We start from the raw sequence: 6468 nt of genomic DNA on the forward strand, positions 1-6468 counted from the left end.
ATCACTAAAGTCGAGCTAAAGGCGTCCAGCGCCCGTTGCACGCGCCCGCTAAAGTTCCAGCCGGTACCCCACGCCGTAGACTGAAACAATCGGCTCGCTATCGGGACGCACGACCTGCAATTTGCGGCGCAGGTTCTTGATGTGACTGTCGATGGTGCGGTCCGTCACGACCCGATGATCGTCGTATAGCTGGTTGAGCAGGTAATCACGCGGGAAGATCCTGCCTGGCGATTTCATCAGCAAGGCCAGCATGCGTAGCTCGACCGGCGTGAGCTTCAGCTCCTCGCCGTCGAGCCGTGCGCTATGGAATTGCTGGTCCACCTCAAGGCCCGTTGCCACGGGTGCGGCTGTTACAACGGGCGGGGCCGCACGTCGCAGGATGGCCTTCACTCGCGCGACGACCTCGCGTGGGCTGAAGGGCTTGCAGACGTAGTCATCGGCGCCAATCTCCAGTCCGCGCAGTCGATCGGCTTCATCCACGCGCGCCGTCAAAATGATCACCGGAAGCGTCGAGAACTGCCGCACCTCACGGCATATATCCATGCCGTTGCGCCCGGGCAGCATGAGGTCGAGCAGCATCAGCGAGGGCGGGGTGGTGCGAATGAACGGGATCACCTCGGCGCCGTCGCTGATCGATGTTGTTTCGAATCCTTCGATATGCAAATAGTCCGCCATGACGGCTGCCAGCTTCGGCTCATCCTCGACGATCAGGATTCGAACGCCGCGTCGCTCGGTACTCATGCCACGCCTCCTTCCGGTTCAAAATGTGCTGTTATCCAGACCCCGCCAAGCGGTGAGGGCCTGGCGATCGTGGTTCCGCCGTGTGCGGTCACAATGGCCCGGCACAGTGCAAGGCCGAGGCCCGCGCCACCGCTCTGGCGGCTGCGTGATTCATCGACTCTATACAGGCGTTCGAACAAATGCGGCAACGCCTCGGCGGGCACGCCGGGCAGGGAATCCTGAATATCGAGCTGCCAGCCGCGGGCGCCAACGGTCACCGAGACACATACGCTTCCGCCCGGATCGGTATAACGCAAGGAATTGAGCAGCAGGTTTTTAAGCAACTGCACAAAGCGCGCAGGGTCGACCTGGAAGACCATGCCCGTTGAGTCATACGTTGAGTCATACGTTGAATCACTCGTTGAATCATTCGCCGACTTTTGCGCCGACGGTTCCGGCAGGGTCAGGCTCAATGCGATTTGCTTGGCCCTGAATGATTCCCGCATTGCTTCGACCGATGCACGCACCAACTGCCCAATGTCGGCCGGCACCTTCCGGTAGCTCAACGCACCGACATCGCTTAACGATAACTCGTACAGGTCTTCGATCAATTTGTTCAGCATCGCGACTTCGGTTTGCAGCGAAGCGAGCGAATGGCGATCGAACGCATGCACGCCGTCCTCGATTGCTTCCAGTTCACCGCGCAACACTGCCAGGGGCGTACGTAACTCATGCGAGATATCGGCGATGAAATCCCGGCGCGAGCGTTCCGCGCGCTGCAGTGAATCCGCGAGCACATTGAAGTCGCCGGCAAGCCGGTCCAGTTCATCCCGGCGCCCGGCCGCCACTCGCGTGGTGTAGTCCCCGCCCGCGAGCCGGTGCGTCGCGATCATCAGGCGCTTGACCGGCGCCAGCACAATCCGCGCGAGCAGCATGGCGACCAGCGCAGCCACGATCACGGCCACGCCGGCGATCTCCCAGGTCGCACGCGCCTGCTGGGCCTGAAACGCGATGTCGGCCGCATCGGAAAGTGTGTTGGGCGCGTTGGCCGCGACCCAGCCGACTATCTTGCCGTTGTAGACCACCGGCTTGAGGGCGGCGTCGGGCGGTGGTTCCGAGTCGGTCGTTGCGACCAGGTCATGGTTGGCGTCGTAGAGCGTGGCGGGTTGCGGAGCGCCCCGTCCTCCGCGTCCCATCAGTGGGCGCGGTGGCCGCTCGTAGGCAGGTTCATCGAACGTCACGTCATGTCCGGTGCTACGGTCGCGGCTTGCCACCACGCCTGAGTCGGCGAACGCGGGGGCAGGCAGGCGCATGCCCCAGTGCGAACCCGCTTCGTTACCCGAAAGCGGCCCGAGCATTTGCTGCACGCTGGCGCTGCCGGGGAAGGTGCGCCAGCTCGGCACCTTGTTCGTCTGCGCCTCGACCATCTCCTGCCTGAGGGCCTGATCATGCGCGGCGTCGAGCAGCGTTATCCATTCTTCGGGGTGCTGGCGCAGAAAATTCCAGCTGCCGTGAGCAGCGTATTCGGCGGTCACTTTTCCCATGACGGCGTTCATACGCCCGGCGTCGCGCGCGCGGACGTAGTGCAGGAAACCGTTCTCGAAACTCAGGCGCAGCGCGTATCCCATCGTGAGGGAGATTGTCAGGCAGGCGATCAGCACTGCAAGGAACATCTTCCACGTAATGCCAAAGCGAATTTTGCCCGCACGCGCACGCGAGTGGCTTCCAAGTTCTTTCAAAATATTACGCGAGCTGCGGCGCGGCGTTGGGCCGATGGGCGTGCCCGTCTTTGCGCCGAGTGGTTCGCTATGTGTTTCGCTGTGCATCCGCGGATTCTAGTGGAAACAGGGGAACGGTCTCACGTTCGCGCGACGTTCCGGCGCAACCTCCACGATTTCTCCTTCTTTTGTTCATTGTCAGTGCGTGATGCCTGACTAGTATTCGATCCTGCCAAAGGGGTCTTTCAACCCGATTCACTCAGTGGCCGATTCATTCGCCGATTCCTGGTCGTTTCTGGAGAGAACACATGCAAACCGCTTCGAGCCTTCAGCCTAGCTCATCGAAAGTCTTCGGACGCATTGCGCCGCCGTCCCGTGACAACGGGAACAGGCCGATGGCGAAGGCCCTCGCGGCCGGCTCCGCAAGTGCTGCGCAACGGGTCATCAAGCTGCGTGGTGCACGGGTGTCCGAAACGCTGCCGCGGCCGTGGGGCGAGTGCTGCAGGATTGTGGAATGGGTCAATCGCGAAGGGCAATACTCGTGTCTCGCGGTGCCGGGCGACGCGTCGGAAGATGAGATTCGTCATCGCATGCGCTCCCACAAAAACGGCCCGCAGTACCTCGTGACGGACGACCGCGAGTTGCCGGCGAAGGTGGTGTTGCCGCGAGCTTAGCGGCATGACTATGGCGGGCGGTGCATCGCCCCGTTTATTGGCGCTCAGGGTGACGCTCTGAAAGTCCCTCACGAAGCCCTCAGGAAACCCAGATGAAAACACGCATCTTTTTTGTCGAGGCCAATCCGGCAATCCACGGGAATCTTCGCGATGTCCTGGATAGCCGCTACATGGATGTCCATACGCTCAGCAGCGGCAGCGCATTGATCAGCCGCATGGAGCACGACGTCCCGGCGTTGATCGTGTTGCGGGACGGCCTGCCCGACATGAGAGCCTCGGCCGTGCTGCGGGCGCTGCAACAGGCCGGCCATGACACGCCGGTAATCGTGATCGGAGATACCCTTGACTCGGTGGAACTGATCGTATGCCTTGAACAGGGCGCCGATGATTACGTCAGGATGCCTTGCAATCCACGCGAGCTGCTGTCGCGGGTTGAGAACGTGCTGCGCCGCGCGCCTCACAAATCCCGGACGCCGGCGAGTACGACGGGAAAGTGCGGCATCGGCGATTTCGTCCTCGATTTCCGGGCTCACATGCTGACCCGCCACGGCGTGCCCGTCGCCCTCCATTCAAGCACGTTCGCGTTGCTGCGCCTCTTCGCGGAACATCCGCTCGAGGTGCTGTCCCGACGCGTCATCGCCGATAAATTGCGCGGCGCCGGCGAAGGACATTGCGACCGCTCGCTGGACGTGCTGGTCTGCCGGTTGCGGCGGATTGTCGAAGCTGATCCGTCGACGCCACGGCTGATCCAGACCATTCGCGGACGCGGTTATGTCTTCACCCCGTCCGGGATGAGCGCCGTTCCCCTGGAATACGACGAACTCGATGTCATGCCGCCGGAACCGGCACGGAAGCAAGTCTCTGCGGTGAGCAGCTACGCTTAGCCAACGCGCTCACAGCTACGTCTAACCGTTCATGCGGGCTGCCTGCCGGGTCAGCCGCGCGAATGCCGCAAGCACGCGGTCACACGTCAGCGTTTGCCGCCATAGTTTCTCTTTCAGATAAGCGGTCGGCACCCACTGCCACGGCAACACCACATTGACCACGCCCCACGCAGGCCGCCAGCGCTCGGCAACCCGGCGACGCCGGAACAGGCTCAGGCTCGGAATGCCAAGATTCGACGCAAGATGGCCGATGCCCGAGTCGTTGCCGATAAACCAGCCCGACTCATACACGCAGCAGGCGAGTTCGTGCAGGCTCTCAAAATGGGGCGCCGGAATATCGAACTTCACGAGATCGCGCCAACGTTCGCGCTCATGCGGCGCGATCACGAACTGCACGTCATAACCGCGTTTGCGCAAGCGCTGGGCAAGCCTCACGAAGCGGTGCGAGAACCAGCGCTTGTCCTCGGTGCTGGCCTCGGGATGAATCATCACGCGCTTGCCGTTCCTGCGATGCACGAGGCTCGCAGGCGCTGTCATGCCGTTATCCAGCACCGGTGCGCGCAACGCCAGATCGTCCCGGCAGAAGTCAGCGAAGCGCTGCGCCATGCAGCCCGGGCGGTCGCCAAATTCAACGTCATGCAACGTGACCACGTGCGGATGGACATCGACAAGATCGCGCAGCGGCTGGTTCCATTGCATTTGAAAAACCGTGTCGTACGGAGCGAACGCAGCAGTGAGGTCGTCCTGCGGAAGTGCAAAGATAGGGACGCCGGTAAACCAGTGCCGGAGCGCATGCGCGGGAGTGCCGTACACAGTGACGTCGATACCGTTGTCGATCAGGTTCCTCACGATCACCATCGACACCAGCGTGTCGCCTATCGCGTTGGACGTGACGAACGCTACCCGGCCGACCGGGGTGCGAAGAGCGGACGAAGTGTTGGACGTATTCATGCGCTGGCAGTGAGTGCGCGCAGCCGGTCGAATGCCTGGGACACCTTGTTGACCGACAGCATGTATTTCCAATAACGCTCCTTGAGCCGCCCGGTCGGCAAATACGCGCTGCCGATCAGCACCTGGCCCACGCCCCAGCCGGGACGCCATGTGCGGGCGGTGCCGCGGCGCATGAAGAGCGACAGCGTGGGGATCTGGAGGCTCGATGCAAGGTGGCCTACCCCCGAGTCGTTGCCGATGAACCAGCCCGACTCGTAGAGCCACGCAGCGACCTGATCGAGCGGTCCGAGATCGGCGAGCGTGAGCCCGAGTTGTTCAATATGCGTCCAGTTCGCGCGTTCCTCGGGCGCCACGACGAATTGCGGATCAAAGCCACTGTCCCGCAGCTTGATCGCAAGCCCGATAAAGCGAGAGGCCAGCCAGCATTTGTCAGTCGTGCTTGCCATCGGATGGATCGCAACGCGCAGCGACCGCTGGCGATGTGTCAGGCCGGGCAGGGGTGTGATGCCATTGCCTTTGTCGACGAGGGTGAGGCGCAGTTCGTCGCGGCAGAATCGGGTCAGGCGTTCGGCCATCGACTCGGTCGAATTGGCGCTGCACAGGTGGGCCAGAATGATGACTTTGGGATGCAGTCGATCGAGGTTCACAAACGGCTTGTTGGCGTGAAGCTGGATCACCGTGTCGTAGCGGGCGAGTTTGTCCGCGCGGTCGTCCGCTTTCAGTTCGGGTTCAATATCCATGCCTGGAAACCAGTTCCGCATGGTATTGATTTGCTGGCCGAACACCGTGACCGCCACGCCGTTCAATCTGAGATTGCGGGCAACGGTCATCATCAGCAGCGAGTCGCCGAGCGCCGAGGAGAGAATCAATGCCACACTCGACAGTGGCTGGTTTGCGTGCGGCATACATGCTTCCGGCGAGGCACTCCGCTGTCGGGGGAGCGCTTTCCGCTCGGGACGGATCCCCGAGCCGGAGGCAGTCTAAGATCACGCTCCATTACTTGGGTTACGGCACAACTTACCAATGCTTAAGGAAGCGATGTTTCGCGGCAAAATTTCGCGGCAAAAACGAGTCGTGCCTTATGGATTGTCCCGAATCGATGGCGACCGGGATCATGCGATATTCACGTGACCGCAGTGTGTCGGATGTGCGACGCTGTCGCCCGCAGAGCTGCGTGCGGTCCGAAGGTAATGTGCTCGTTGTGCCGGAACGGCCAGGAGCCGGCTGAGCCGAGGCAGCGGCAAATAATGCCGCCGCTGCGCAAACGCTAATAATCATCGAATGCAATAGATGCGAAGATAGACCGTCAAACAGATACATTCTTAGCATGTTAAAAGGGCCGGGGCCGCTGTGCCCGGGTGCGTTCCGGAGACCCGATCCGGGAAAACCTTTGTAGAATCCAGTTGATTGACCTGCATTACGAACTATATTTAAGAGAATAAAAAACAGGTCATGCAGGCGGTAGGGTTAATTACGGTCTAACTACCGGCCTAACGCGCACCGGAGAGACGAGCGAACAGA

At 61.5% G+C, this 6468-nt stretch carries 6 protein-coding genes; 2 read left to right on the top strand and 4 right to left on the bottom strand.

Annotated features, from left to right (window positions below; all coding sequences use genetic code 11):
- Nucleotides 1-48: 48 nt before the first annotated feature.
- Nucleotides 49-741: a response regulator gene (locus tag JWR14_RS15420; RefSeq protein ID WP_299708174.1), complete on the bottom strand. Its 693-nt coding sequence runs from the start codon at nucleotides 739-741 to the stop codon at nucleotides 49-51.
- Complete coding sequence (locus tag JWR14_RS15425) at nucleotides 738-2546, bottom strand: ATP-binding protein (RefSeq protein WP_299708176.1); 1809 nt, start codon at nucleotides 2544-2546, stop codon at nucleotides 738-740. Before JWR14_RS15425 ends, JWR14_RS15420 begins: the two co-directional genes overlap by 4 nt.
- Nucleotides 2547-2746: 200 nt before the next feature.
- Between JWR14_RS15425 and JWR14_RS15430 the strand changes: the two genes are divergently transcribed.
- Entirely contained in the window at nucleotides 2747-3112 is a 366-nt protein-coding gene (locus JWR14_RS15430) for a DUF2866 domain-containing protein (RefSeq protein ID WP_299708178.1), read from the top strand.
- 92 nt (nucleotides 3113-3204) lie between these two features.
- A complete protein-coding gene (locus tag JWR14_RS15435) occupies nucleotides 3205-3996 on the top strand; it encodes a response regulator transcription factor (protein WP_299708180.1) in 792 nt (263 codons plus the stop codon).
- A gap of 21 nt (nucleotides 3997-4017) precedes the next feature.
- Here JWR14_RS15435 and JWR14_RS15440 read toward each other — a convergent pair whose 3' ends face one another.
- Entirely contained in the window at nucleotides 4018-4947 is a 930-nt protein-coding gene (locus JWR14_RS15440; protein WP_299708183.1) for a glycosyltransferase family 9 protein, read from the bottom strand.
- The gene (locus tag JWR14_RS15445) at nucleotides 4944-5852 is read right to left on the bottom strand and encodes a glycosyltransferase family 9 protein (RefSeq protein ID WP_299708185.1); all 909 of its coding nucleotides are present in this window, start codon (nucleotides 5850-5852) and stop codon (nucleotides 4944-4946) included. Before JWR14_RS15445 ends, JWR14_RS15440 begins: the two co-directional genes overlap by 4 nt.
- Between the last annotated feature and the right edge of the window lie 616 nt (nucleotides 5853-6468).

The organism is Caballeronia sp. (assembly GCF_028292365.1).
Lineage (GTDB): Bacteria > Pseudomonadota > Gammaproteobacteria > Burkholderiales > Burkholderiaceae > Caballeronia.

Bases quoted from the DNA above. Each gene is read 5' to 3' on its own strand.
- JWR14_RS15435 (WP_299708180.1), top strand. From the start codon at position 3,205: ATGAAAACACGCATCTTTTTTGTCGAGGCCAATCCGGCAATCCACGGG.
- JWR14_RS15420 (WP_299708174.1), bottom strand. From the start codon at position 741: ATGAGTACCGAGCGACGCGGCGTTCGAATCCTGATCGTCGAGGATGAG.
- JWR14_RS15445 (WP_299708185.1), bottom strand. From the start codon at position 5,852: ATGCCGCACGCAAACCAGCCACTGTCGAGTGTGGCATTGATTCTCTCC.
- JWR14_RS15440 (WP_299708183.1), bottom strand. From the start codon at position 4,947: ATGAATACGTCCAACACTTCGTCCGCTCTTCGCACCCCGGTCGGCCGG.
- JWR14_RS15430 (WP_299708178.1), top strand. From the start codon at position 2,747: ATGCAAACCGCTTCGAGCCTTCAGCCTAGCTCATCGAAAGTCTTCGGA.
- JWR14_RS15425 (WP_299708176.1), bottom strand. From the start codon at position 2,546: ATGCACAGCGAAACACATAGCGAACCACTCGGCGCAAAGACGGGCACG.